This is a genomic window from Novosphingobium sp. (genome assembly GCF_039595395.1).
Classification (GTDB): domain Bacteria; phylum Pseudomonadota; class Alphaproteobacteria; order Sphingomonadales; family Sphingomonadaceae; genus Novosphingobium.
The window spans coordinates 4,109,018-4,131,785 of the sequence record NZ_JBCNLP010000001.1; the positions used below are offsets into that span (position 1 = coordinate 4,109,018).

Annotated in this window: 16 protein-coding genes; 10 read left to right on the forward strand and 6 right to left on the reverse strand. The window is 66.9% G+C overall.

Features of this window, described 5'->3' with window-relative positions:
- Positions 1–72 precede the first annotated feature (72 nt).
- From ABDW49_RS18715 to ABDW49_RS18745, 7 genes are all read left to right on the forward strand, one after another.
- The gene (locus ABDW49_RS18715; protein WP_343613848.1) at positions 73–2,694 is read left to right on the forward strand and encodes an MMPL family transporter; all 2,622 of its coding nucleotides are present in this window, start codon (positions 73–75) and stop codon (positions 2,692–2,694) included.
- A complete protein-coding gene (locus ABDW49_RS18720; protein ID WP_343613850.1) occupies positions 2,691–3,467 on the forward strand; it encodes a polysaccharide deacetylase family protein in 777 nt (258 codons plus the stop codon). Before ABDW49_RS18715 ends, ABDW49_RS18720 begins: the two co-directional genes overlap by 4 nt.
- 82 nt (positions 3,468–3,549) lie before the next feature.
- Entirely contained in the window at positions 3,550–4,599 is a 1,050-nt protein-coding gene (locus ABDW49_RS18725) for a hypothetical protein (RefSeq protein WP_343613852.1), read from the forward strand.
- A complete protein-coding gene (locus tag ABDW49_RS18730) occupies positions 4,596–5,180 on the forward strand; it encodes a DUF2141 domain-containing protein (protein ID WP_343613854.1) in 585 nt (194 codons plus the stop codon). The genes ABDW49_RS18725 and ABDW49_RS18730 overlap by 4 nt, the downstream gene beginning before the upstream one ends.
- 108 nt (positions 5,181–5,288) lie before the next feature.
- Complete coding sequence (locus ABDW49_RS18735; RefSeq protein ID WP_343613856.1) at positions 5,289–6,443, forward strand: glycosyltransferase; 1,155 nt, start codon at positions 5,289–5,291, stop codon at positions 6,441–6,443.
- A 136-nt stretch (positions 6,444–6,579) separates the two neighbouring features.
- Entirely contained in the window at positions 6,580–7,884 is a 1,305-nt protein-coding gene (locus tag ABDW49_RS18740) for a dipeptidase (protein WP_343613858.1), read from the forward strand.
- 300 nt (positions 7,885–8,184) lie between these two features.
- The gene (locus ABDW49_RS18745; protein ID WP_343613860.1) at positions 8,185–9,282 is read left to right on the forward strand and encodes an acyltransferase; all 1,098 of its coding nucleotides are present in this window, start codon (positions 8,185–8,187) and stop codon (positions 9,280–9,282) included.
- A 3-nt stretch (positions 9,283–9,285) separates the two neighbouring features.
- Here ABDW49_RS18745 and ABDW49_RS18750 read toward each other — a convergent pair whose 3' ends face one another.
- Together ABDW49_RS18750 and dapD are read right to left on the reverse strand one after the other, a co-directional pair.
- Positions 9,286–10,092, reverse strand: coding sequence for a glutaminyl-peptide cyclotransferase (locus ABDW49_RS18750; protein WP_343613862.1), 807 nt, complete (start codon positions 10,090–10,092; stop codon positions 9,286–9,288).
- Positions 10,093–10,097: 5 nt separating this feature from the next.
- Complete coding sequence (gene dapD / locus ABDW49_RS18755; protein ID WP_343613864.1) at positions 10,098–10,943, reverse strand: 2,3,4,5-tetrahydropyridine-2,6-dicarboxylate N-succinyltransferase; 846 nt, start codon at positions 10,941–10,943, stop codon at positions 10,098–10,100.
- Between the two features lie 266 nt (positions 10,944–11,209).
- Here dapD and ABDW49_RS18760 point away from each other — a divergent pair, with 266 nt between their 5' ends.
- On the forward strand, positions 11,210–13,630 hold the full coding sequence (locus ABDW49_RS18760) for a S8 family peptidase (protein ID WP_343613866.1): 2,421 nt from the start codon (positions 11,210–11,212) through the stop codon (positions 13,628–13,630).
- Positions 13,631–13,880: 250 nt separating this feature from the next.
- Here ABDW49_RS18760 and ABDW49_RS18765 read toward each other — a convergent pair whose 3' ends face one another.
- From ABDW49_RS18765 to ABDW49_RS18775, 3 genes are all read right to left on the reverse strand, one after another.
- Positions 13,881–15,074: an NAD(P)/FAD-dependent oxidoreductase gene (locus ABDW49_RS18765; RefSeq protein WP_343613868.1), complete on the reverse strand. Its 1,194-nt coding sequence runs from the start codon at positions 15,072–15,074 to the stop codon at positions 13,881–13,883.
- Positions 15,074–16,843, reverse strand: a complete 1,770-nt coding sequence (locus ABDW49_RS18770) for a DEAD/DEAH box helicase (protein ID WP_343613870.1) — start codon at positions 16,841–16,843, stop codon at positions 15,074–15,076. The genes ABDW49_RS18765 and ABDW49_RS18770 overlap by 1 nt, the downstream gene beginning before the upstream one ends.
- A gap of 398 nt (positions 16,844–17,241) precedes the next feature.
- Positions 17,242–19,176 carry an EAL domain-containing protein gene (locus ABDW49_RS18775; protein WP_343613872.1) on the reverse strand — a complete coding sequence of 645 codons (1,935 nt, stop codon included), beginning with the start codon at positions 19,174–19,176 and terminating at the stop codon, positions 17,242–17,244.
- Positions 19,177–19,448: 272 nt separating this feature from the next.
- Between ABDW49_RS18775 and ABDW49_RS18780 the strand changes: the two genes are divergently transcribed.
- Complete coding sequence (locus ABDW49_RS18780; RefSeq protein WP_343613874.1) at positions 19,449–20,426, forward strand: phosphatase PAP2 family protein; 978 nt, start codon at positions 19,449–19,451, stop codon at positions 20,424–20,426.
- 120 nt (positions 20,427–20,546) lie between these two features.
- Positions 20,547–21,587, forward strand: a complete 1,041-nt coding sequence (locus tag ABDW49_RS18785; protein ID WP_343613876.1) for an aldo/keto reductase — start codon at positions 20,547–20,549, stop codon at positions 21,585–21,587.
- Positions 21,588–21,659: 72 nt separating this feature from the next.
- Here the strand turns inward: ABDW49_RS18785 and ABDW49_RS18790 are convergent, their stop codons facing one another.
- Positions 21,660–22,679, reverse strand: coding sequence for a sugar kinase (locus tag ABDW49_RS18790; protein ID WP_343613878.1), 1,020 nt, complete (start codon positions 22,677–22,679; stop codon positions 21,660–21,662).
- Positions 22,680–22,768: the final 89 nt, after the last annotated feature.

Genomic DNA, 22,768 nt, shown 5'->3' on the forward strand with positions numbered 1-22,768 from the left:
GCACACGGCTCCCCGAAACCAGCCCAAGAGGGCATTGCCGCGCGCGCGCTTTTCCGCCAGAGGACCGACAAGATGAACGAGCCGACCTCTGCCTTTCCCGCGCGCCTGACGGCGATTCTGCTCGCCGCCGCGCGGGCGCCCTGGCGTATGGTGGCGCTGGCCGCCGTGCTGGTGGTGGCAGCCGTGGTCAGCATCACCCTCACCTTCACCATGACCACCGACACGGGCGAGCTGATCAGCGCGAAAACCCCGTGGCGGCAGGACGGTCTGGCGGTGGAGGCGGCCTTCCCGCAGCAGAAGGACTCGATCATCGTCGTGATCGACGGCCAGACCCCCGAGCTGGCCGAGGATGGCGCGAAACGGTTGATGCAGGCCTTGCAGGCCGACAAGACCCATGTCGGATCGGTCGAACGCCCCGATGGCGGCCCCTTCTTCGACACCAACGGCCTACTCTTCGCCGACCCCGATGAGGTGAAGGACGCCACATCGAAGCTGGTCGATGCCCAGCCGCTGCTCGGCGGTCTGGCGGGCGATCCCAGCCTGCATGGCCTGGCCACCACCATGGACACCATGGCCAGCGGCGCGGCCAATGGCACGCAGGATGCCTCGCGTCTGGCCGCGCCCTTGCGCGCGCTCTCCACGGCGATTGATGGCAAGCTTTCGGGCAAGGCGACGTGGTTCTCGTGGCAGCGGCTGTTCTCCGACGCCAAGGGACCGCTGGCCCCGCCGACGCGCCGTCTGCTGATGGTCCACCCCGTGCTGCATTTCGGCGATCTGGAGCCGGGCGGCGTGGCGGTCGATGCGATCAAGGCGCAGTCGAAGGCTTTGGGGCTGGATGCGGCGCATGGGCTTCGCATGGGGATCACCGGCGAGGTGCCGCTGGCGGATGAGGAATTCGCCACCATTCAGGACAACATCGGCATCATCGGCGCGGCCATGGCGCTGGCGATGCTGGTCTGCCTGTGGCTGGCGACGCGCAGCGGGCGGATGGTCGCCGCGATCATGGTGACCATCGTTGCCGGGCTGGTGATCACGCTGGCGCTGGGGCTGCTGGCGGTGCATCGGCTCAATGTGATCTCGGTGGCGTTTATTCCGCTGTTTGTGGGTCTGGGCGTCGATTTCGGGATTCAGGTCGCGGTGCGCTTCAACGCCGAACGCCATGGCGGCGCCGATCCCATGGGCGCGCTGAAAGGCGTGGGCTCTGCCATTGGCGAGCCGCTGATGCTGGCCGCCGCGGCGATCTTCCTCGCGCTGGGGGCTTTCCTGCCCACCGATTACACCGGCATCGCCGAGTTGGGCGTGATCGCTGGCCTTGGCATGATCGTGGCCTTTGCGCTCAACATCACGCTGCTGCCTGCGCTGCTGATCCTGATGCGCCCCGCCGTGCCCGCCGCCCGTGTGGGCTGGGCTGGCGCCGCGCCCTTCGACGCCTGGCTGCATCGTAGCCGCAAGACGATCCTCTGGGCTTTTGTGGTCGCCATGATTGGCTCGATCGCGCTGCTCAAATGGGTGGTGTTCGATTTCAACCCGCTGCATCTGCGCGATCCCAATGCACCCGCCATGCATGAGCTGGCCGGGCTGATGAAGGATGCCGACCGCACCCCCAACACCATCACCATCCTCACGCCGAACGCCGACGCCGCCCATGCGCTGGCGGCCAAGCTGGAAAAGCACCCGGAGGTGGCCCATGCCATCACCGTGGACAGCTTCGTGCCCGAGGATCAGGCCGCCAAGCTGCCCTATATCCAGAACGCCTCGCTGCTGCTGGATTCGGCGGTCAATCCCTTCGATATGCCCGCCGCGCATGGCGATGACGAAACCCGCGCCGCGCTGACCAAGGCTGCCACCTCGCTGCGCCTGCTGGTCGCCAAGGGCGGCGATCTGGGGCAGGCCGCGCAGGGTCTGGCCACCAGCTTCGACCATCTGGCCGCCGCCAGCCCCGCCCAGCGCGCCGCCGTGGAAGCCATGCTGATCCCGCCGCTGACGGTCACGCTCGACACGATCCGCGCCTCGCTGACCGCCACCGAGGTGACCCGCGCCAGCCTGCCGCCCGAAATCGCCGCCGACTGGGTGAGCAAGGACGGCAAGGCGCTGGTGCAGGTCACCCCCGCCGGCAACAGCACCGACAATGCGGTGCTGGCCCGCTTCACCCAGGCCGTCCGCGCCGAGGCGCCGCATGCCACCGGGCTTCCCGTGGCCACGCAGGAGGCCGCGCGCACCGTCGCCGGGGCTTTTGTGAAGGCGGGCGTGATCGCGCTGGCGCTGGTCAGCCTGCTGCTGTGGCTGGTGCTGCGCAGCGTGCGCGAGGTTGCTTTTACGCTGGCGCCGGTGGTGCTGTCGGGCTTTCTCACGCTGGGGTCCTGCGTTCTGATCGGCCAGCCCTTGAATTTTGCAAATATCATCGCATTTCCGCTGCTGTTCGGTGTGGGTGTCGCGTTTCACATCTATTTCGTGATGGCGTGGCGCCGCGGCGTGGGTGATCTCTTGCAGACCAGCCTGGCCCGCGCCGTGGTTTGCAGCGCGCTGGCGACAGGCAGCGCTTTTGGAGCGCTATGGTTTTCGCATCACCCCGGCACAGCCAGCATGGGTCTGATCCTGATGATCTCGTTGATCTGGACGCTGGTCTGCGCCCTGATTTTCGAGCCTGCGCTGCTGGGCCCCGTGCCCGCCGGAAAGGCGAGGCGCGCTGAATGAGCAAGCTGCTTCTCGCCTCGATCCACGATGTCGGCCCGCGCAGCGAAGCTGCGGTCGATCAGCTGTGCGATATTCTGGGCAGCCATCTGGGCGCGCTCAACTTCGCCATGCTGGTGGTGCCCGACCATTGGGGCGAGGCGCCCTTGGCCAGCAATCCCGCGTTTCAGGCGAAACTGCGTGGCTGGGCCGACCAGGGCGTGGAGATGTTCGTCCACGGCTGGTTCCACAAGGATCTGGCCGAGCACACCGGCATGGCCGCCATCAAGGCCAAGCATATGACCGCCAGCGAGGGCGAGTTCCTCGGCCTGTCGCGCGATGAGGCCGCGCGCCGCATGGCCGACGGCCGCAAGCTGATCGAGGACATCATCGGCCGCGAAAGCGCGGGTTTTATCGCCCCGGCGTGGCTCTATGGCGCGGGCGCTCAGGAGGCGCTGGCGCAAAGCGGCTTCAAGCTGGCCGAGGACCATATGAAGGTCTGGCGCCCCGACACGGGCGAGATTCTCGCACGCGGCCCGGTGGTGACATGGGCCAGCCGCAGCGTGGGGCGGCAGCGCTCCTCGCGGTTTTTCGCGGGGCTGGCGCGCCATGCGCTCGGCTTCCTGCCCAAGGCGCGTGTGGCGGTGCATCCCGGCGATGTCACCGTGCCTGCACTGATTTCCTCCATCCACGCCACCTATGCCGCTTTCGCGCGCGGGCGGCGCATCGCCCGCTATGCCGATCTGCTGGACAGCGCACACACCGCGCACGGCCCTGCGAGAGGAGCCGCGGCGTGAACGGTTCAGCAATGGTTATGATTCGCCCCGCTATTTTTCCCATGTTTCCTGCCTCTTTCCACGCCCTTGCGGAGGGACCGGCATGAGCGAACAGGACAGCGGCGGCCAGCCTTCCACAAGCAGCGGCGCCGCATCGCCCCACACTGATTCGAGCCAGCCGGGCAACCGCGGTGGCCGCATGGATTCTGAACCGATGGTCACCACGGTCTTTGCCCCCGGCGAACCGATCCCCGATATGCAACTGGCCTTGCCCAAGAACCGCAAGAGCACCGCTGCCAAGCTGGGCGAGCTGTTCTCGGCCATGGTGTCGATCGCCATGCTGGCCGCCGTGGTGCTGGAAGTGCGCCATCTGCAGTTCCGCGAAATCATCGAGCTGATCCCGCACAAGCCTTTGTTCTGGATGGTCTTTGTTGCCTATTATATGGTCGGGCCGGTCTCCGAATGGGTGATCTACCGCCATCTCTGGCGCATTCCCTTCTCCGGGCTGGGCGCGCTGCTGCGCAAGCTGGTCTCCAACGAGCTGCTGCTGGGCTATCTGGGCGAGGTGCAGTTCTACGCCTGGGCGCGCGCACGGCTCAACATGGTGGCGGCGCCCTTCGGCGCGATCAAGGATGTGACGATCCTTTCGGCGCTGACCGGCAACATCGTCACGCTGGTGATGCTGGCGGGCGCGTGGCGGCTGATCTCTTCCGGCGCTTTCGGGATGGAGGGCCGCACGACGTTCCTGTCGCTGGGCGTGGTGCTGTTCACCTCCTTCATCATCCTGCTGTTCCGCCAGAAGCTGTTCACCCTGCCCCGGCGCGAGCTGGTGATCATCACGCTGATCCATTTCGCGCGCACGCTGGGCTTTATCGGCCTGTCGGCGCTGCTGTGGCATGTGGTGCTGCCCGATGTCGGCCTCGACCTGTGGCTGGTGCTGGCCACCTTGCGCATGCTGGTGTCGCGTCTGCCGCTGGTGCCCAACAAGGATGTGATCTTCGCGGGGCTGGCCGTGTTCATCCTGGGCCGCGACACGCAGGTGCAGAATCTGATGGCGATGATGGCCATGCTGCTGCCCGTCTCGCATATTGTCGTGGGCACGATCTTTGCTACCCTCGACCTTTTCGCATCCAGAGAAGGAACCGATGCATGAGTGCCACCCCCCTCCGCAGGCTGCCGGAATTCACGGCGGGGCTGGGTCTGGCCTGCGCGCTGGCTTGCACTGTGGCCGCTCCGGCACAGGCGGGCGAGCGGGTGCCGATCCCCTCCACCCCCGATCTGGGCAAGGCCGAGGCGCGCTGCCGCCCCGGCGAACAGGGCCCCGCCCTGCTGCTGACCATCGACGGGCTGAAGGACCGCAAGGGCAACATCAAGCTGGAGATCTACCCCAGCAACGATGAGGACTTCCTGCGCGACGACAATGCGCTGATCTATTACGGCAAAACCTTCCGCCGCGTGGAAGAGGCTGTGCCGCAGAGCGGTCCTGTCGTGATCTGCGCGCGCATTCCCGGCCCCGGCGCCTATTCGGTGATGGTGCTGCATGATCGTGACGGCAACCGCAAGTTCGGCCTCTCGGTCGACGGCATCGGCTTCACCGCCAACCCCAAGCTGGGCTGGTCCAAGCCCAAGGCCGCCGCGACCCGGCTGGATGCCGGGGCGGGCCTGACGCGCTCCACCATCGTCATGAACTATCGCAATGGCCTGATGAGCGTGGGGCCGATCGCGGCGCATTGAGCATGACGATGCGCCCTGCCCTTTCCCTTGCGCATGATACTTGCCGCGCCACCCCCGAACAGGGTATGTCGCGCGCCAGGATCGTGTGCGAGCTTTCGGGGGACAGCCATGCGCATCGTTGACGTCTGCGCCTTTTACACGCCCCATGGCGGCGGCGTGAAAACCTATGTCGAGCAGAAGCTGAAGATCGGCCCCACGCTGGGCCATGAGATCATCATCCTCGCCCCCGGCGACAGCTATCAGGTGATCGAGAAAGGCCCGGGTGCCCGCCTCATCACCCTGCCGTCCCCCCGCTTTCCTCTGGATCGCAAATACTGGTATTTCGGCGACGAGGCCGCGCTGCATGCCGAGCTGGACCGGCTGAACCCCGATCTGGTGGAGGTTTCCAGCCCCTGGCGCAGCCCCTCGATGGTGGCGCGCTGGCAGGGCGATGCGCCGCGCTCGCTGGTGATGCATGCCGATCCGCTGTCGGCCTATGCCTACCGCTATCTGCGCCCGATGATGAGCCGCGAGGCCATCGACCGCCGCTTCGAACCCTTCTGGAAGCATCTGCGCGATCTGGGCCAGAGCTTCGACCGCGTCGTCTGCGCCAGCGGCGAATTGCGCGACCGCCTCGCCAGGGGTGGCGTGGCCAACACCGTGCTTCACCCCATGGGGATCGAGGCCGGCCTGTTCAGCCCCGAACGGCGCGACCCCGTGCTGCGCCGCCGCCTGCTGGCCACCTGCGGCCTGCCCGAAAGCGCCCATCTGCTGATCGGCGTGGGGCGGCTGTCCGGTGAAAAGCGCTGGCCCATGGTGGTCGATGCCGTCACCGCCGCCAGCCAGTCGCTGCCCATCGGTCTGGTGATCGTGGGCCAGGGCGGGCACCGCAAGCGCATCGAGAAGCAGATCCAGGGCAACCCCCATATCCGCCTGCTGGGTGTGGAGAAGGACCGCCAGAAATTCGCCACGCTGCTGGCCAGCGCCGACGCGCTGATCCACGGCTGCGAAGCCGAAACCTTCTGCATGGCCGCAGCCGAGGCGCGGGCCAGCGGCGTCCCCGTGATCGTGCCCGACCGGGGCGGCGCCGCCGACCATGCGCGTGGCGGGGCGGGGCTCACCTATCGCTCGGGCTCGGCCCTGGCGGCGGCGCAGGCCACGCTGCGGCTGCTGCATCATCCGCCGCGCGGGCCCTTTGCCCTGCCCGCCAGCACACAGGGCCATTTCGAGGCGCTTTTCGCCGATTACGAAAGCCTGGTCGAGCGCCGCCACGCCGCAGCCTGAGAGCCCATCACGTGCTCAAGAGTTCGGCTGATGCCGAATCTTGAGGGGAACTCATAATTTACCGCCATTCACCCCCTTGCATGGGGGCGCGTCTCGTCCTTTGTTGTGGCCAAACAGCACAGGACGAATGCCCCTCATGACGTCACGTCACCTTGCCCGCCTGCTCTCTGTCTGCGCCACTGCCGCGCTGGCTGCCCCCGCTCTTGCCGCCCCGGCGCTCACCCCCGAGCAGACCGTCGCCGCCGCGCTGAAGGAAGCCCCCGTCTGGGACGGCCACAATGACGTGCCCGAACAGCTCCGCGACCGCCGCAAGGATGTGCTGGCCGGTTTCGACTTCCACAACACCGTCAACGAGCCGCTGTCGGACCGCCGCATGGCCGCCTTCTTCCCGGCGGGCACCCCCACCGGCATGCAGACCGACCTCACCCGCATGAAGCAGGGCCATATCGGCGCGCAATTCTGGTCGGTCTATGTCTCGGCCAGCCTGCCCGAGCCGCAGGCCGTGCAGGCCACCATGGAGCAGATCGACGTGGTCAAGCGCCTCGTCGCGCAATACCCCAATGACCTCGTGCTGGCGACCAGCAGCGCCGACGTCGAAAAGGCGTGGAAGGCCGGCAAGGTCGCCTCGCTGATCGGCATGGAGGGCGGCCATTCCATCGGCAATTCGCTGGGCGTGCTGCGCCAGTTCTATGCGCTGGGCGCCCGCTACATGACGCTGTCGCACTTCAAGAACAACGCCTGGGCCGACAGCGCCACCGACGCGCCCGAGCACAATGGCCTCACCCCCTTCGGCAAGGATGTCGTGCGCGAAATGCAGCGCCTGGGCATTCTGGTCGACCTCTCGCACGTCAGCCAGAAGACCATGCTGGATGCTTTGGAAGTGGCCAAGGCCCCGATCATCTTCAGCCACTCCGGCGCTCAGGGCGTCAGCGGCCACCCGCGCAACGTCTCGGATGAAGTGCTGGACAAGGTGAAGGCCAACGGCGGCATCGTCATGTGCAACTTCTACCCCACCTACGTCTCCGACGCGCTCTACAAATGGAGCGCCGCCCGCGCCGGCCAGCAGGCCGAGCAGAAAGCCCTGCACCCCGACCGCCCCGACCTCGCCAAGGCCGCGCTCGACGCATGGGAGAAAGCCAACCCCAAGCCGGTGGCGACCATCCAGCAGGTCGCCGACCATATCGATTATGTGGTGAAGCGCATCGGCATCGATCACGTCGGCGTGGGCGGCGATTTCGATGGCGGCTCGATCGGGCTGCAGGGGATGCCGGATGTGTCGGCCTATCCGGCGCTGCTGCTGGAACTGGCCAAGCGTGGATACACCAAGCTGGATCTGGAAAAGGTCGCCAGCCTGAACACTTTGCGGGTTCTGAAGGCCTCCGAAGTCTACGCGGCGGCGCATAAGGACGACAAGCCGATTGAAAGTGCGACTGCGTTTTAAGGGATAAAGGGAAGATGCGAGGGGGTTACCCCCTCGCGCTCCCATAACGTCTTCCGACGACATGGCAGTGGCACCGCATCGGTGCGCCCAACCTCTCCACCTGCGCCACCTTGGGCGCCGCAGGCAGTGAATTTTTAAGGCCTGCGGCGCGGCAAGTTGAGCGTAAGGCCGAACCCTTTGCGCAACGTAGACACTAATGGGAGCGCGAGGGTGTAACACCCTCGCATTATCCCTTTTTCCTTCCTTGCCCCTCCCCTCCCGAACACATACGCTGCAACGCAACACAGGACGGGACCCACCATGGCCAGCATCGACACCCCAGCGCTGACGGCCTCCCCGCCCCCAACCGCCGCCTCCCCCCATATCTATCTGGAACTTGACGGGCTCAGAGGCCTCGCGGCCCTTTGCGTCGTCTCGCTCCACCTGCGCTTTTTCGCGCTGGCCGGCGATCAGGGCGTCATCATCGACCGGCATCAATATCTCGCGGTGGATTTCTTCCTGCTGCTCAGCGGTTTTGTGATCGCCCATGCCTATGAGGCGAGGCTGGCCCTGCCCGGCGCGCGACCGGGCTTTATCCGCGACCGCATCATCCGCCTCTATCCGCTGCTGGTTCTGGGCGCGATCATCGGAGCGCTGGCCGCCTTGCTCTCGCCCGCGTGGAGCGCCGTCTCCTCCCCACGCCTTGCCGCCTACACCGTGGCCGGAGCACTGGCCCTGCCCTTGCCGGGCATGGATTCGGCCTTCCCGGTCAATTTCCCGACATGGTCGCTGTTCTGGGAGGTGGTGCTCAACCTCCTCTTCGCCTGCGCCTCGCCTTATCTCACCACGCGGCGCCTGCTGATGGGCGCGGGGCTGTGCCTGCTGGCGATGGTGGCCATCGCCGCGCTTCGCCACAACATCGATATGGGCGGACGGACCAAGCAGCTCCCGCTGGCCGGGCCGCGCATGGGTTTCAGCTTTATGCTGGGCATCGTGCTGCTGCGGCTGCATCGCGATGGCCTGCTGCGCCATGGCGGGATCCGCTGGTGGATCGCCCCGCTGCTGGCTGTCGCGCTGTTCCTGTTCCCCGCAGGTGGGATCGTCAGCCTGCTCTACGATATGGCGATGATCGTGTTGGGCTTTCCGCTGCTGCTGCTGGCCGCGGCGGGCAGCAAACCGCTCTCGCCCCGCCTCTCACGCTTCAGCGGTGGCCTGTCCTATCCGCTCTATATCCTGCATGTGCCGCTGGCCGGGCTGCTGACGCCATGGCTGCTGCATCTGGGCCTCATGCCCGGCTGGAGCCTGTACGGCCTGGAGATGGCCCTGATCGCCGCCTTGTCCTACGCAACCCTGCTCGCCTATGACGAACCGCTGCGCGCCCGCCTGCGCCAATCCTATGGCAGCAGGCGGCATCGATAATCCTTACTTCACCCCCGGCACCTTGATCTCGAACATCACCGGCCATTCCTTGCCTGTGACATAGATCCGGTGATGCACCGGATCATAGGCAATACCGTTGGGAATCTGATCCGGCCCGGTCGTCCCCGCGGCCTTATGCAGGTCGGACACATCGATCCAGCCCTTCACCTTGCCGGTGGCCGGATCGATGCGGGCGATGCGGTCGGTCAGCCAGATGTTGGCCCAGATCTCGCCATCGACCAGCTCGACCTCGTTCAGCTGATCGACCGGCTGGCCTTGCGCGGTCACATGGATCACGCGCTCCAGGCGGAAGTTCTTGGGATCGATCACGCGCAGATTGCTGCTGCCGTCGCTCATCACCAGGCTGGGGCCGAGGCGGGTCAGCGCCCAGCCCTCGCCCATATAGGAGAACTGGCCCTTGCGCTTCAGCGTCGCCTTGTCCCAGACCAGACCGATGCCGTTGCGCCAGCTCAGCGAATAGATCTCGTCGCCCACCGGCGCGCTGCCCTCGCCATAGAGCGGCAGGGGCACATCGGCGCGCGCGATCACCTCGCCGGTCTCGACATTGACACGGCGCAGGGTCGAGCGGCCCAGCTCGCCGGTGCTTTCGAACATCTGGCCGGTGGAATCGAAGAACAGGCCCTCGGTCCATGCCTTGGGGTCGTGCGGCAGTTTGCGCACCACCACGGGCTTGACCACCGGAAGCTCCGCCGAGGCACTGGAAGGCGCGGGCTGTGCCGCATGACATGCCGCAAGCGGGACCAGCGTCAGAGCCAGCCCCAGCAGCGCCTGCTTCACAGACCCGCGCATCGCGATCAGTCGCGCAGGAGTTCGTTGATGCCGGTCTTGGCGCGGGTCTGCGCGTCGACCGTCTTGACGATCACGGCGCAGTACAGCGACGGTCCGGGCGTGCCATCGGGCAGCGGCTTGCCGGGCAGCGAGCCGGGCACGACCACCGCGTAAGGCGGCACGCGGCCAATGTGGACCTCGCCGGTGGCGCGGTCGATGATCTTGGTCGAGGCGCCCAGATAGACGCCCATCGAGAGCACGGCGCCCTCACCCACGATCACGCCCTCGGCCACTTCGCTGCGGGCGCCGATGAAGGCGCCATCCTCGATGATGACCGGGCCGGCCTGCAGCGGCTCCAGCACGCCGCCGATGCCCGCACCGCCCGAGATATGGACGTTCTTGCCGATCTGGGCACACGAACCAACCGTGGCCCAGGTGTCGACCATCGTGCCCGAATCGACGAAGGCACCCAGATTGACGAAGCTGGGCATCAGCACCACGCCCTTGGCGATGTGGCAGCCGACGCGCGCCACGGCGCCCGGCACGGCGCGGAAACCGGCGGCGCGGAAATCGTCCTCGCCCCAGCCCTGGGTCTTGATCGCCACCTTGTCCCAGGCGGGAGCGCCGCCCATGCCGTTCTCCAGCAGGCCATTGTCGTTCAGGCGGAAGGAGAGCAGCACGGCCTTCTTCAGCCACTGATTGACCACCCACTCGCCGTCGATCTTCTCGGCGACGCGGGCCTCGCCCGATTCCAGCAGGGCAAAGGCCGCCTCGACGGCCACGCGCACATCGGCGCTGGCGGGGGTCACGGTGTCACGCGCATCCCATGCGGCTTCGATGGTGGCGGCAAGCGTGGCGACATCGGTGGTCATGGGTCTTCTTCCTGCAAAGCTGAACAGCGTGGCGGGCCACCGCCAAGCGAGCGCCCGTTTCGCGAACCCGCCTATCGCCACTTGGCCCCAAGCGCAACCGGGGCTCTGGCTCATCGGCCCCCTAACCTTCTTTCCCGCCGCATACCGTAACTTCACGCAGGCGCGCCCGCCGGCGCCTTCACCACTTGGCGACCATAACCATGCCATAAGAACCGCGCTTGGCCGGGCAGAGGGCACCGCCCGCCATGCGGGGGACACGAACATCCATGCACAACGATCCTGAGGGCACCACCACCAGCCGGAACGACCACCCAGCCGATGCCGCTCTGCCCGGCTCGCTGATCCAGCGTCTGGCGCTGGGCGGCGTGGCGCTTTCGGCCATCGCGCTGTTGGCGGCCTGCGGCAGCGATGGCGGCGGCGGGGTGAGCAGCAACCCCGCGCCCAGCTCCACCCCCACGCCGACACCCACCACCAGCGCCAGCCCGACGCCGACCGCCACGCCGACGACCACGCCGACCTCCACCTTCATCACGGCGGAATACAACCGCTCGACCGGCCCCTCGCAGCATGGCGCGATCACCGCCTGGACGATGGGCGCGACCGGCGCCGGGGTGACGATCGGCATCGTCGATTCCGGCATCGACACCTCCAACCCCGAGTTCAGCGGGCGCATCTCGGCCGCCTCGACCGATGTCGCGGGCACGCGCGGGCTCATCAACTCCGACAGCGACCATGGCACGATGGTGGCGCTGGTGGCGGCGGCGGCGCGCAACAATTCGGGCATCATGGGCATCGCCTATGGCGCCACCATCGCCGCCTTTCGCGCCGATAGCGCGGGAAGCTGCGCCAGCAGTGGCGGCTGCACCTTCAACGACACCGACATCGCCACCGGCATCAACGCCGCGATCACGGCCGGGGCCAAGGTGGTCAACATCTCGCTGGGCGGCGGCGCTCCCAGCAGCGCGGTGACCTCCGCCATCAGTCGCGCCGCCAGCGCGGGCGTGGTCGTGGTGGTCGCCGCCGGCAATGACGGCACCGCCAACCCCGATCCCTTCGCCGCGGGCGTGCGTGCGGCAGGCAATGGCAATGTCATCATCGCCGGATCGGTGAACAGCAGCAATGTGATCTCCAGCTTCTCCGACAAGGCCGGGACCGAGGCCGCCAACTACCTCACCGCGCTGGGCGAGGGCATCTGCTGCCAATATGCCAATGGCGCGATCAAGACGACCACCACCAATGGCGCGACCTATGTCACCGTCTATTCCGGCACCAGCTTCTCCGCCCCGCAGATCGCGGGCGCCGTTGCGCTGCTGATGCAGTACTTCCCCAATCTGACCGCGAAACAAGCGGTCGCCCTGCTGCTCAACACCGCCACGCGCGAAGGCTCCGGCGCGGGCGACACCACCTATGGCGCGGGCGTGCTCAACATCGCCACCGCCTTCACCGCCCAGGGCAAGACCACCATGGGCACCTCCACATCGCAGGTCGCGCTGGGCGACACCACCATCGCCACCTCCCCCGCCATGGGCGATGCCACACGCGGCACAAGCCTGCAGGCCGTGGTGCTCGACAGCTACAACCGGGCCTTCAGCGTCAATCTAGGGGCCTCGATGCGGCAGGCGATGGTCCAGCCGCGCCTGCTCGGCGCGCTCGACACCAACCGCACCGCCACAACCCTGGGCACCGACGCCCTGTCGCTGGCCTTCACCATCGACGGACAGCACCTGCCCTCCAGCCTCTCGGGCTTTGCCCGCCAGATGCGGCTGACGCCCGGCGACAGCAATGCCGCCCGCGTGCTGGCCGCCCGCGTCGTCGCGCATCTGACGCCCGGCGCCACGCTGGCCATGGCCTTCGCGCAGGGCTCCGATGGCCTGACCGCCCAGTTGCAAGGCCAGAGCCGCCCCGCCTTCCTGATCGCCACCAACCCGCTGGAGGACACCGGCTTCGTCCGCACCGGCCAGAGCGCCCTTGCCGTGCGCCATCAGCTCGGCGCCTGGGGCCTGACCGTCTCGGCGGAAAACGGGCGCACCCAGCTTTCCACCCCATGGCACCAGGGCGCCATCCCCGCCGCCCTGCAAAAGCGCGACAATGCGACGCGCCTCGCCATGGCCGTCGACCGCCGCTTCGGCACGGTGGAAACCAGCTTCGGCGCAAGCTGGATGAGCGAGGACCACACGCTGCTGGGCGCCCGCCTTGCCGACACCTTCGGCGCTCAAGGGGCCGATTCGCTGTTCCTCGACAGCTCGCTGGGCTGGCGGCCCGAGGGCGGCTGGTATCTGGGCGCGGCATGGCGGCAGGCCTTCACCCACGCCCGAGGCGGCACGCTGATCGGTTCGGGATCGCGGCTGACCTCCTATGGCTGGGCGCTGGATGCCGGGATGATCAACGCGCTGATGTGGGGCGACAGCCTGTCCTTGCGCGTCAGCCAGCCCCTGCGCGTGGCGCGCGGGGGCGTGAACCTGTATCTGCCGGACAGCTATGATTACGCCACGCAGGAAAGCCTGTGGTCGATGCATCGGCTGAATCTGGCCCCTACCGGGCGGGAGATCGCCGCTGAATTGGCGTGGCATGCGCCCATGTTCCGGGGCGACGGGTCGATCAGCGTGTTCTGGCGCAAGGAGCCGGGGAATTATGCCGGAATGCCGGATGACAGCGGGATGGCATGGTCCTGGCGGAAGGGGTTTTAAGAAGGTGAAGTGAAGATGCGAGGGTCATAACCCTCGCGCTCCCTTTACTGTCTGCGTTGCGCTTCGGGTTCGGCCAAAGAGCAAGGTCGCTGCGCCGCAGGCTTTAACATTGCTGGCGCAGCCTATCGCTCAAAGAGTTACCTGCCTGCGGCGCGGCAAGCTAAGCGCAGGGCTGAACCCGTGGCGCAAGGTAGACATTCATGGGAGCGCGAGGGGGTAACCCCCTCGCATTTCCCTTTTTACCTAAACCTTAAACCACCTGCCCCGCAGCCCAACCGCTGGCCCAGGCCCATTGGAAGTTATACCCGCCCAGCCAGCCGGTCACATCGACGGCCTCGCCAATCGCGTACAGGCCCGGCATCTTCTTGGCCTCCATCGTCTTGGACGACAGTTCGGCGGTGCTGATGCCGCCAGCGGTGACTTCGGCCTTGGCGTAGCCTTCGGTACCGTTGGGGGTGAAGCGCCAGTCGTGGAGGCGATCCTGCGCGGCGTTCAGCACCTTGTCGGTCATGGTGCCCAGTTCGCCTGTCAGCGCCAGCCTTTCGGCCAGAGCGGCGGCCAGACGTTCCGGCAGATGCTGCGACAGGGTACGGGCGAAGCCTGCGCGGGGGCTGGCCTGCTTGGCGGCGACCAGCGCACCGGGGGCGGCATCGGGCAGCAGGTCGATGGAGATCGCCTCGCCGTGCTTCCAATAGGAGGAGATTTGCAGGATCGACGGGCCGGAAAGGCCTTTGTGGGTGAAGAGCGCGGCCTCGCGGAAGCTGGCTTTTCCAGCCTCGGCGATCACCGGGGTGGCGACGCCGGAAAGGTCGCGGAACAGGGCTTCCTCGCCGCTCAGCGTCAGGGGCACCAGCGCGGGGCGGGGTTGCACCACCTTCAGGCCGAACTGGCGGGCCAGATCATAGGCAAAGCCGGTGGCGCCCATCTTGGGAATCGAAGGCCCGCCGGTGGCGATCACCAGAGAGGATGCGCTGGCGGTGCGGTCGCCGAAGGTGACGTGATACAGGCCATCGGCATGGCGCACCTCACCGATGCCGCGCCCGCAGGCGATCTCGACCTCGCCGATGGCGCATTCTTCCAGCAGCATGGCCACGATCTGCTTGGCTGAGCCATCGCAAAAGAGCTGCCCCAGCGTCTTTTCGTGCCAGGCGATGCCATAGGCCTCGACCAGTTCGAGGAAATCGCGCGGGGTGTAGCGGCTGAGCGCCGAGCGGGCGAAATGCGGGTTGCTCGACAGATAGCGGTCGGGCGCGGTGGCCAGATTGGTGAAGTTGCAGCGCCCGCCGCCAGAGATCAGGATCTTGGCGCCAGGAGCTTCGGCGTGGTCCACCAGCAGCACGCGGCGGCCACGCTGGCCCGCGACGCGGGCGCACATCAGCCCCGCCGCGCCGCCGCCCAGCACGATGACATCATGCGGATCGGAAGGCGCGGCGGGCTGAAGCATCAATAGCGCTCGCGCGGGCCCTTCTTGCCCTGCCAGCCGCCTTCGCGGTTGCCGCCACCGGCATGACCACCACCGGCATGGGGCGGACGCGGGCCCTTGCGATGCGGGGTGCGGGGGCCGTCATTGCCAGAGCGCGCGTTGCGGCGCGCGGTTTCGCGCGGCGCCTCGGGCGCGGTTTCGATGCGGATGCCGCTCTCGTCCTCGGCGCCTTCGCGGGCGGTCTTGGCGAGGGCGTCGCGGAAGCGGGCTTCCACGGCGCGGGGCACCTGGAAGTGCGTTTCATTGGCGCCGATGCGGATCGCGCCGATTTCGCCGCGGGTGATGTGGCCACGGCGGCACAGCAGCGGCAGCAGCCAGCGCGGATCGGCGTTCTGGCGGCGGCCGATGTCCATGCGGAACCACACCACATCGTCGAAACCTTCGCGGCGCGGGCCACGGTTGGCATCGGCGGCATTGCCGCTCTGCTCGATCATTTCCTCGGGCTGGGGCATGCGGGCACGATGGGCGCGGACCAGCGCGGCGGCGATTTCCAGCGGGGTGCGCTGGGCCAGCAGGGCCTCGGCCAGGGTGTTGTCCTCCTCGGTCGCCTCGACGGGCTCGAGCAGGGTGGCCAGCAGGCGGTCATGGTCGTTGGCGCGGATCGCCTCGGCGCTGGGCACGGGCACCCATTCGACGTTGATGCGGGCCGAGCGCAGCAGCATTTCCATGCGGCGGCGGCGCGGATAGGGCACGACCAGCACAGCGGTGCCCTTGCGACCGGCGCGACCGGTACGGCCCGAGCGGTGCTGCAGCGTTTCGGCATCGCGCGGCAGCTCGACGTGGATGACGAGGCTCAGCGTGGCGACGTCGATGCCGCGCGCGGCCACGTCGGTGGCGACGCAGACGCGGGCGCGGCCATCGCGCAGGGCCTGAAGCGCGTGGTTGCGCTCATTCTGGCTGTGCTCGCCCGAGAGGGCCACCGCGGAGAAACCGCGCTCGACCAGCGTGGCGTGCAGGTGGCGGACGTTGTCGCGCGTGGCGCAGAACAGCATCGCGGTTTCCGCTTCGTGGAAGCGCAGCAGGTTCACCACGGCATGCTCGATGTCAGACGGGCTGACGGCAATGGCGTTATAGGTGATGTCGCTGTGCGATTCGCGCGTGTCGATCGTGCTGATGCGCAGCGCATTGTGCTGATACTGGCGGGCCAGGGCCGCAATCGGCGCGGGCATGGTGGCCGAGAACAGGAACGTGCGGCGGCCCTCGGGCGTGCCGTCGAGAATCTGCTCAAGGTCTTCGCGGAAGCCCATGTCGAGCATCTCGTCGGCCTCGTCGAGCACGGCGAATTGCAGGCTGGAGAGGTCGAGCGCGCCGCGCTCCAGATGGTCGCGCAGGCGGCCCGGCGTGCCCACCACGATATGCGCGCCCTGCGACAGGGTGCGGCGCTCGCGGCTCGGGTCCATGCCGCCAACGCAGGTGGCAATACGCGCGCCAGCCTGCTGGAACAGCCACTCCAGCTCCCGGCTGACCTGCAGGGCCAGTTCGCGCGTAGGGGCAATCACCAGCGCCAGCGGCTTGCCCGCATAGGGCAGGCGCTCGTTCTCGCCGAGCAGGTCGCGCGACATGGCCATGCCGAAGGCCACCGTCTTGCCCGAACCGGTCTGGGCCGACACCAGCAGGTCGCGGCCCATGGCCTCCTCGGTGATGACGGCGGCCTGAACCGGAGTCGGGGCCTCATAACCCTTGGCAGCAAGGGCGTCGGCAATGGCTTTGGGAAGTGAAGAAAAAGGCATCTATCTCTACTGGTCTGCACGGGCGTAGCAGCCCCTCGGGACGAGGGACGCCATGAACGCCGCTAAGGAAAGGGCATCGCCAAAACGGCCCCCGAAACAGCGGACCAACAGCGAAAGTGCGCGCCCCCTAGCGGAAAACGAGGCATTCCGCCATGGGCAATCGATGGTCGGGGCAAGATTGAAGGTTAAAAGGCAGGGGGCCATCGCCCCCTGCACCCCCGTTACGTCTCCCGGCGAAGCGCTGGTTGTGCCGCATCGTGCCGCGTAAACTCCCGCGAAGCGGTGTAATTTCTGCCTGCGGCGCGGTGAGGTTGGGCGCAAGGGTGGGGTGCCGCTGCACTTTCGTCGGAAGACGGTCTGGGAGCGCGAGGGGGTAACCCCCTCGCATCTTTCTTTTCTTAATTCACCCGAACCCAGGGCTCGCTCATCCCCCGCTCCAGCAGCACCGCCAAAGGAGCAGGTCGCCCGAAATGGTACCCCTGCAACACATCGCACCCGGCCAGCCGCAACATGCTGGCCTGCATCTCATTCTCCACACCCTCCGCCGCCACACGCATGTCGAGCCCGCGCGCCATCTGCACCATGCCCGAAACCAGCATCGCCGCCCGCCTGTCGCGCCCCAGCCCGGCGCTGAGCGTGCGGTCCAGCTTCACGCAATCGAAGCCATAGCTTTGCAGATAGCCGATGCTGGCAAAGCCGGTGCCGAAATCGTCCAGCGCCACGGCCACGCCCATCTTCTGGAAGGCGGCGATGGCGTGGCGGGCGCGCTCGGGGTGATCGATGAGGTAGGTTTCGGTGATCTCGATCTGGAGTCGGGTGGGATCGAAGCCGGTTTCGGCCAGCACCTGCGCGACATCGGCCTCGAAGCCGGGCTGGCGGAACTGGGCTGGCGAAACATTGACGCTGAGCATCAGCCCGTGCGGGCCAACCTCCTGACAGGCGCGGCGCAGCACGAACTGGCCGAGGGGGTGAATCAACCCGCAAGCCTCGGCGATCTCGATGAAATGGTCGGGGCCGAGCATACCCTCGGGGCGGCCGGGCCAGCGCAGCAACGCCTCGACGCCGAGCAGGCGGCCGGTGTCGGCGTCGATCAGGCCCTGGTAGGCGACATCGAACTCGCCGCGGGCCAGGCCCTGGCGCAGGTCGATCTCGATCTGCCGGCGGTGGCGGCGGTCGGCGTCGAAATTGGCGTGATAGTGGCGGATACCGCCCTTGCCGTCGCTCTTGGCGCGATACATCGCGGTGTCGGCGCGACGCATCAGCTCATAGGAACTGATCGCGCCGCCCTCATCATGGGCGACGCCGATGCTGGCCCCGATATGGACCTCATGCGCGTCGAGCACGATGGTGCGGGTGAGCGCGGTGAGCGCCTCCAGCGCCAAAGCGTTGGCGGTGGCTGCCGCGTCTGTGCCCTGCACCAGCACGGCGAATTCGTCGCCGCCAAGGCGCACCAGCATGGCGCGGTCGCGGCAGACCTTGCCCAGCACCAGCGCGATCTCGCGGATCAGCGCGTCGCCCACATCATGGCCGTGGGTGTCGTTGATGTCCTTGAAGCCGTCGAGGTCGATGAAGATCACCGCCTGACTGGCGGCGCCCTTCCCGCGCGAGGCATCCAGCCGCGTGAGCAGCGCGCGCCGGTTGGGCAGGCCGGAGAGCGCATCGGTGAGCGCGATGCGGCGGTTTTCCTCGGAGAGCTGGCGCATCGCGCTCTGGCGGCGGCGCAGGTCGCGGCGCGAGCGGACCAGCGCCACGAAGGAGCGATGCTGGCGGAACATGATCAGCACGACGGCGCTCGACACCAGCGCGAAGTTGATCGCCTGCACCACCATGCCCTGCGGATAGGCGATGAGGAAAAACGTGAGAAAGGGCAGCGTCGAAACCGTCGCCAGCCCCAGCGCGACCGAGGGCAGCGGCATCAGGCAGATCACACAGGCCACCTGAGTCAGCGCCACGAAAAAGGCGATCTGCCCGCGCTGCACCGTATCGGCCGGCGGATAGAGCAGCCCGCCCCAGGCCATGAAGGCGGTGGTCATCACCACCGCCAGCAGGCCGGTGTTGCGGATATGGCGGCGGATCTGCGAGTCGGAGAAATAGGTCAGGCGCCGCCGCGACCACCATACGCCGCGCGACAGGCAGATCAGGCAGAGCATCACCGGAAAGATGCCGTCGACCACGCCATGCCCCGGCCCGGTGACACTGAGCCATAGCGCCAGCGTGCTGCAGGCCACCACGAAATAGAGAATCGGCAATTGCCCGATCAGCGCCCGGAACTGGGCGCGCATCAGGTCGGCATCGCGTGTCTGCAGTCGGTAGAGGTCCGAAAGCCCGCGCAAGCTACTTATCAGGCGATTCACGTTCGAAGGAAACCTGTCGCTGGCATGTAGGGCCCCTTATGCCCGCAGCCCGCGCAAAAACGGTTAGTGGCATACCGGGAAAATCCCTAGGGCCGGGGTTGAGGGACCAACGGACGGGGATTTGCTGCATCACTTGCTGATGAAAGCGCGCCGGGAAGCCCGCCTGCCCCTCGTTTCGTCGCGGTGCCGCTTGCATTTTCATGAAAACGTCACATGAAGCAGGCCGCTCCATCCAGTGATTCCCGAGGCCCATGGACCAGCCTTACGATCCGCGTTTCGCCAAGCTTCGCCTGCCTCTGCTGTCGGCGCCCTTTATTCCCGGCAGGGTGATGGTGGGCGCGATCGGGGCCAGCGTGATGGTGGTGGCCGCTCTGCTGATCCATATCGACCTGATGATCGATCCGGCCGTGCCGCGTTTCTGGACGCTGTCGGCATGGTTCGTGGGGCTGGCGGTGCTGCGCTGGCTGCTGCGCGACGCAGTGGGCGGCGGGGCCGAGAAGCTGCGCGATTTCGCCGAATATGTGCTGACCTTCATGGGCATCAGCCTGCTGGGCGTGCTGGCCAGCTATGCGCTGGCGGGGTCGTCGCAGGGCTTCGTCGATGCCGAGCTTTATCATGCCGACCGGATGCTGCATTTCGACTGGCTGGCGCTGTACCATCTGGTCGCGGCCTCTCCGCTGCTTCAGCATCTGGGGCAGGCGGCCTATTCGAACATCTACATCACCCCGGCGATCCTGTTCCTGTCGATGGCGTGGCATGGCGAGAAGGCCAGCGCGCGCCATTTCCTGCTGACCTATTGGGTGGCGGTGGTGATGACCCTGCTGGTCTTCCCGCTGATGCCCGCCAAGGGCGCGCTGGATTTCCTGACCGACGGGCCGGTGCCCTATATGCCGACCAGCGGGCGCTGGCAGGGGCTGATCATCCCCGAACTGCGCGCCCATTCGATCCTGAAGATCGATCTGGGGGCGCTGCAGGGTCTGGTCTGCGCGCCCAGCTTCCATACGGTGAGCGCGGTGCTTTACCTCGCCTGGGCATGGAAATCGCCCCGGCTGCGCTGGCTGCTGGTGCCGGTCAACATCGCCATGCTGATGGCAACGCCGATCGAGGGCGTGCATTATCTCTCGGACATGATTCTGGGCGCGGGGGTGGCGCTGCTGGCCATCGCGGCGGTGAACACATGGTTGCGGCGGCAGGCCACCCTGCCCGGCAAGCTGCTGGCCACCGCCTGAAGAGGGGCGCCTGAGAAGGGGCGCGCGTGAGCAGTTTGGGGGCGGCTTGCGGGGGCGATCTCCGCTGGCTATACCAAGCGGTATAAATTGCTCCCCCACCCCTATCTATGAGGCATTTCCATGGAATACCGTCCTCTCGGCCAGACCGGGATGCAGGTCAGCGCCGTCTGTCTTGGCACCATGACCTGGGGTTCGCAGAACACGCAGGATGAAGCCAATGCCCAGATCGACTTCGCGCTCGATCACGGCATCAACTTCCTCGACACCGCGGAGATGTATCCGGTCACTCCGGTCAGCATCGACACCTTCGGCCATACCGAGGCAATGATCGGCAACTGGCTGGCGCAGAGCGGCAAGCGCGACAAGATCGTGCTGGCCAGCAAGGTGTCGGGCCCGGCGCGCTGGTACGAGCTGCGCGGCGGCAACCGGCTGGACCGCCGCAACATCGAGGAAGCCATCGACGGCAGCCTGAAGCGGCTGAAGACCGATTACCTCGACCTCTATCAGCTTCACTGGCCCGATCGCGGCGTGCCGATGTTCGGCGCGCGCGGGCTGCAGGGGCTGAACGATGACGCGCAGGTGGTCCCGCTGGAAGAGACGCTGAGCGTGATGGCCGATCTGGTGAAGGCCGGAAAGATCCGCGCCGTGGGCCTGTCGAACGAGACGCCCTGGGGCGTGGGTGAGGCGCTGCGTCTGGCGCGTGATGCGGGTCTGCCGCGCGTGGCCTCGATCCAGAACGCCTATTCGCTGCTGAACCGCACCTTCGAGGCGGGCCTGTCGGAGTTCGCCCTGCGTGAGGATGTGGGCCTGCTGGCCTATTCGCCGCTGGCGGCGGGTTATCTGTCGGGCAAGTATCTGGGCGGCACGGTGCCCGCTGGATCACGGCTGGACGTGGCCAAGCAGTTCCTGCGCTATGTCGTGCCGCAGGAGCGCGAGGCGACCGCGCGCTATGTCGGCATCGCCCATGCGCTGGGGCTAACGCCGGTGCAACTGGCGCTGGGCTTTGTCTATTCGCGTGGCTTCGTGACCAGCTCGATCATCGGCGCGACCAGCGTGGAGCAGCTCAAGGAAAACATCGAGGGCAGCCTGACCAGACTGCCCGAAGAGGCCCTGAAGGCCATCGCCGAGGTCTATCAGATCCTGCCCGACCCCTGCCCTTAAGCGGAAAGACCGGCGCCTCTACCAGGAGGCGCCGGTTTTCACATCAACGGCGAACGTCGCCGGTGTCTGTCGTTAGCGGCGAACGTCGCCGCCGATGCCCGTAAAGGCCTCGATCTCCCCCCGCGGCAGGCGGAAGAAATCGCCCTGCAAGGAATGCTTCAGCGCATTGCAGGCCAGGCCAAGTTCAGCCATGCGCTGCGTGTTACCCCCCTCCAGCCATGCGGCCAGCACACCGGCGGTAAAGGCATCGCCCGTGCCCAACCGGTCGAAAATATCGGTGATCTCGATTTCCGGCGTCTGGAACTGTTCATCGCGCGTATCGACGCGCGCGGCCAGACGGTGGTGAGTCTGCGTCAGGGCCGTGCGCGCGGTCGAGGCCATGACTTCCAGCTTGGGGAATGTGTCGAAGGCGGCCTGAACCGCTTCCCGCCGCCGCTCCGGCCCATCGCCCGAGAAAGGACGATCCAGCAGCAGCGTCATGTCCCGATGATTGCCGAAGAGGACATTCACATCGGCGATCAGGTCCATCAGAATATCGCGCGGATTGCTGTCCCAGGCCCCCCACAGCCTTTCGCGGAAATTGCAGTCGAAGGAGATCGGCACGCCCAGCGCCACGGCAGCATCGATCCCCGCGCGCAGCAGATGAGCGCCCCCTTCGTTGAGCGCGGCGGTGATTCCCGAGATATGGAACAGGCTGGCGCCCTCAAGCGGGGCGCGGAAATCGAAGTCCTCGGGCTTGGCAACCGCGAAGGAGCTGCCCGCACGATCATAGGTGATGGCCGAAGGGCGCAAGCTGGCGCCGATCTCGAGGAAATAGAGCCCCATACGGCCTGGGCCCGCGCCGAAATGGCGCACGTCCACCCCCGTCGCGGCAATGGCGGCGCGCGCCTTGGCGCCCAGCGCATTGTCGGGCACACGGCCCAGAAACCAGGCTTCATGGCTCAGGGAGGTCAAGGCCACGGCGACATTGGCTTCCGCCCCGCCAATGGTCAGATCCAGCGATTGAGCTGCTGCAATCACTCGCCCAGGCGGCGTGGCCAAACGCAGCATCACCTCACCAAAGCAGACCACATGGCCCTTGCGAACGCGCATTCCTAACTCTCCCGTGAACATGCTTCGAAACAGGCCTTACCCTATGTTCAGGCCCATGCAGACGTCGCTTTGTTTCACCAATAATGACA

Coding starts and splice junctions, on each gene's coding strand:
- ABDW49_RS18715 (WP_343613848.1), top strand. CDS start 73: ATGAACGAGCCGACCTCTGCCTTTCCCGCGCGCCTGACGGCGATTCTG.
- ABDW49_RS18720 (WP_343613850.1), top strand. CDS start 2,691: ATGAGCAAGCTGCTTCTCGCCTCGATCCACGATGTCGGCCCGCGCAGC.
- ABDW49_RS18725 (WP_343613852.1), top strand. CDS start 3,550: ATGAGCGAACAGGACAGCGGCGGCCAGCCTTCCACAAGCAGCGGCGCC.
- ABDW49_RS18730 (WP_343613854.1), top strand. CDS start 4,596: ATGAGTGCCACCCCCCTCCGCAGGCTGCCGGAATTCACGGCGGGGCTG.
- ABDW49_RS18735 (WP_343613856.1), top strand. CDS start 5,289: ATGCGCATCGTTGACGTCTGCGCCTTTTACACGCCCCATGGCGGCGGC.
- ABDW49_RS18740 (WP_343613858.1), top strand. CDS start 6,580: ATGACGTCACGTCACCTTGCCCGCCTGCTCTCTGTCTGCGCCACTGCC.
- ABDW49_RS18745 (WP_343613860.1), top strand. CDS start 8,185: ATGGCCAGCATCGACACCCCAGCGCTGACGGCCTCCCCGCCCCCAACC.
- ABDW49_RS18750 (WP_343613862.1), bottom strand. CDS start 10,092: ATGCGCGGGTCTGTGAAGCAGGCGCTGCTGGGGCTGGCTCTGACGCTG.
- dapD (WP_343613864.1), bottom strand. CDS start 10,943: ATGACCACCGATGTCGCCACGCTTGCCGCCACCATCGAAGCCGCATGG.
- ABDW49_RS18760 (WP_343613866.1), top strand. CDS start 11,210: ATGCACAACGATCCTGAGGGCACCACCACCAGCCGGAACGACCACCCA.
- ABDW49_RS18765 (WP_343613868.1), bottom strand. CDS start 15,074: ATGCTTCAGCCCGCCGCGCCTTCCGATCCGCATGATGTCATCGTGCTG.
- ABDW49_RS18770 (WP_343613870.1), bottom strand. CDS start 16,843: ATGCCTTTTTCTTCACTTCCCAAAGCCATTGCCGACGCCCTTGCTGCC.
- ABDW49_RS18780 (WP_343613874.1), top strand. CDS start 19,449: ATGGACCAGCCTTACGATCCGCGTTTCGCCAAGCTTCGCCTGCCTCTG.
- ABDW49_RS18785 (WP_343613876.1), top strand. CDS start 20,547: ATGGAATACCGTCCTCTCGGCCAGACCGGGATGCAGGTCAGCGCCGTC.
- ABDW49_RS18790 (WP_343613878.1), bottom strand. CDS start 22,679: ATGCGCGTTCGCAAGGGCCATGTGGTCTGCTTTGGTGAGGTGATGCTG.